Source organism: Vibrio sp. Y29_XK_CS5, from assembly GCF_024181835.1.
Lineage (GTDB): Bacteria > Pseudomonadota > Gammaproteobacteria > Enterobacterales > Vibrionaceae > Vibrio > Vibrio harveyi.
Window position 1 is genome coordinate 1 of the sequence record NZ_JAMZAM010000027.1, and the last position, 2,051, is coordinate 2,051.

Annotated in this window: 4 tRNA genes and 2 rRNA genes; all 6 read right to left on the reverse strand. The window is 49.8% G+C overall.

The window, feature by feature from the left end:
- Positions 1 to 220: ribosomal RNA gene (locus NL647_RS27055) — 23S ribosomal RNA — on the reverse strand; the annotation flags it as partial.
- Positions 221 to 546: 326 nt separating this feature from the next.
- Positions 547 to 622: transfer RNA gene (locus tag NL647_RS27060), tRNA-Val, on the reverse strand.
- Between the two features lie 35 nt (positions 623 to 657).
- Positions 658 to 733: transfer RNA gene (locus NL647_RS27065), tRNA-Ala, on the reverse strand.
- A gap of 9 nt (positions 734 to 742) precedes the next feature.
- Positions 743 to 818, reverse strand: a tRNA-Lys gene (locus tag NL647_RS27070).
- Positions 819 to 820: 2 nt separating this feature from the next.
- Positions 821 to 896: transfer RNA gene (locus tag NL647_RS27075), tRNA-Glu, on the reverse strand.
- 89 nt (positions 897 to 985) lie between these two features.
- Positions 986 to 2,051, reverse strand: a 16S ribosomal RNA gene (locus NL647_RS27080); the annotation flags it as partial.

The window sequence follows — 2,051 nt, forward strand, 5'->3', positions numbered from 1 at the left end:
TTCTTTTCCTCGGGGTACTTAGATGTTTCAGTTCCCCCGGTTCGCCTCGCTGCGCTATGTATTCACGCAGCGATACTAGCTTGTGCTAGTGGGTTTCCCCATTCGGAAATCCCAGACTCAAGTGGTTTTTACTACCTAATCTGGGCTTATCGCAAGTTAATACGTCCTTCATCGCCTCTGACTGCCAAGGCATCCACCGTGTACGCTTAGTCACTTAACCATACAACCCGAAGGAGTTTCGAGTTGATAATCAAATCACCAAAGTTGTCTCTCATTATTTGAATGAGCGAGAGACATTTCGATTTTGCCGGACTCAATTTCGAATAATCACTTAAAAGTGATATTCCCAAGAACACTTGAATGTGCTCGTTTACTTTCATTTTTAAAAAATGAAAACAAAAGTTGGTGTTTGTCATAAAGACAAACATTGAGAACTTTACAAACAATCTTAAAAGATTGTTTTGTCAGCTTTCCAAATTGTTAAAGAGCTAATCACTTCTTATGAAGTAACCATTTTTAAAAGCACTCATCGAATGCGCTTAAAGATGGTGGGCGATACCGGGCTCGAACCAGTGACCCCCTGCTTGTAAGGCAGGTGCTCTCCCAACTGAGCTAATCGCCCACATTAGTTTTACGTCTCGTGGTAGACGTCTCGAATGGTGGAGCTATGCGGGATCGAACCGCAGACCTCCTGCGTGCAAGGCAGGCGCTCTCCCAGCTGAGCTATAGCCCCATCGAGAAATGGTGGGTCGTGCAGGATTCGAACCTGCGACCAATTGATTAAAAGTCAACTGCTCTACCAACTGAGCTAACGACCCAATGGTATCCCGTAGGGGAGTCGAACCCCTGTTACCGCCGTGAAAGGGCGGTGTCCTAGGCCTCTAGACGAACGGGACACTGGATTGAAGAGTTTGGGAACTCTTCCTCTCTTTACTTTATAAACCGTATCAATCTGTGTGGACACTCATCGTGAGTAATCATCGTATAAGGAGGTGATCCAGCGCCAGGTTCCCCTAGCGCTACCTTGTTACGACTTCACCCCAGTCATGAACCACAAAGTGGTAAGCGTCCTCCCGAAGGTTAAACTACCTACTTCTTTTGCAGCCCACTCCCATGGTGTGACGGGCGGTGTGTACAAGGCCCGGGAACGTATTCACCGTGGCATTCTGATCCACGATTACTAGCGATTCCGACTTCACGGAGTCGAGTTGCAGACTCCGATCCGGACTACGACGCACTTTTTGGGATTCGCTCACTCTCGCAAGTTGGCCGCCCTCTGTATGCGCCATTGTAGCACGTGTGTAGCCCTACTCGTAAGGGCCATGATGACTTGACGTCGTCCCCACCTTCCTCCGGTTTATCACCGGCAGTCTCCCTGGAGTTCCCACCCGAAGTGCTGGCAAACAAGGATAAGGGTTGCGCTCGTTGCGGGACTTAACCCAACATTTCACAACACGAGCTGACGACAGCCATGCAGCACCTGTCTCAGAGTTCCCGAAGGCACCAATCCATCTCTGGAAAGTTCTCTGGATGTCAAGAGTAGGTAAGGTTCTTCGCGTTGCATCGAATTAAACCACATGCTCCACCGCTTGTGCGGGCCCCCGTCAATTCATTTGAGTTTTAATCTTGCGACCGTACTCCCCAGGCGGTCTACTTAACGCGTTAGCTCCGAAAGCCACGGCTCAAGGCCACAACCTCCAAGTAGACATCGTTTACGGCGTGGACTACCAGGGTATCTAATCCTGTTTGCTCCCCACGCTTTCGCATCTGAGTGTCAGTATCTGTCCAGGGGGCCGCCTTCGCCACCGGTATTCCTTCAGATCTCTACGCATTTCACCGCTACACCTGAAATTCTACCCCCCTCTACAGTACTCTAGTCTGCCAGTTTCAAATGCTATTCCGAGGTTGAGCCCCGGGCTTTCACATCTGACTTAACAAACCACCTGCATGCGCTTTACGCCCAGTAATTCCGATTAACGCTCGCACCCTCCGTATTACCGCGGCTGCTGGCACGGAGTTAGCCGGTGCTTCTTCTGTCGCTAACGTCAAAT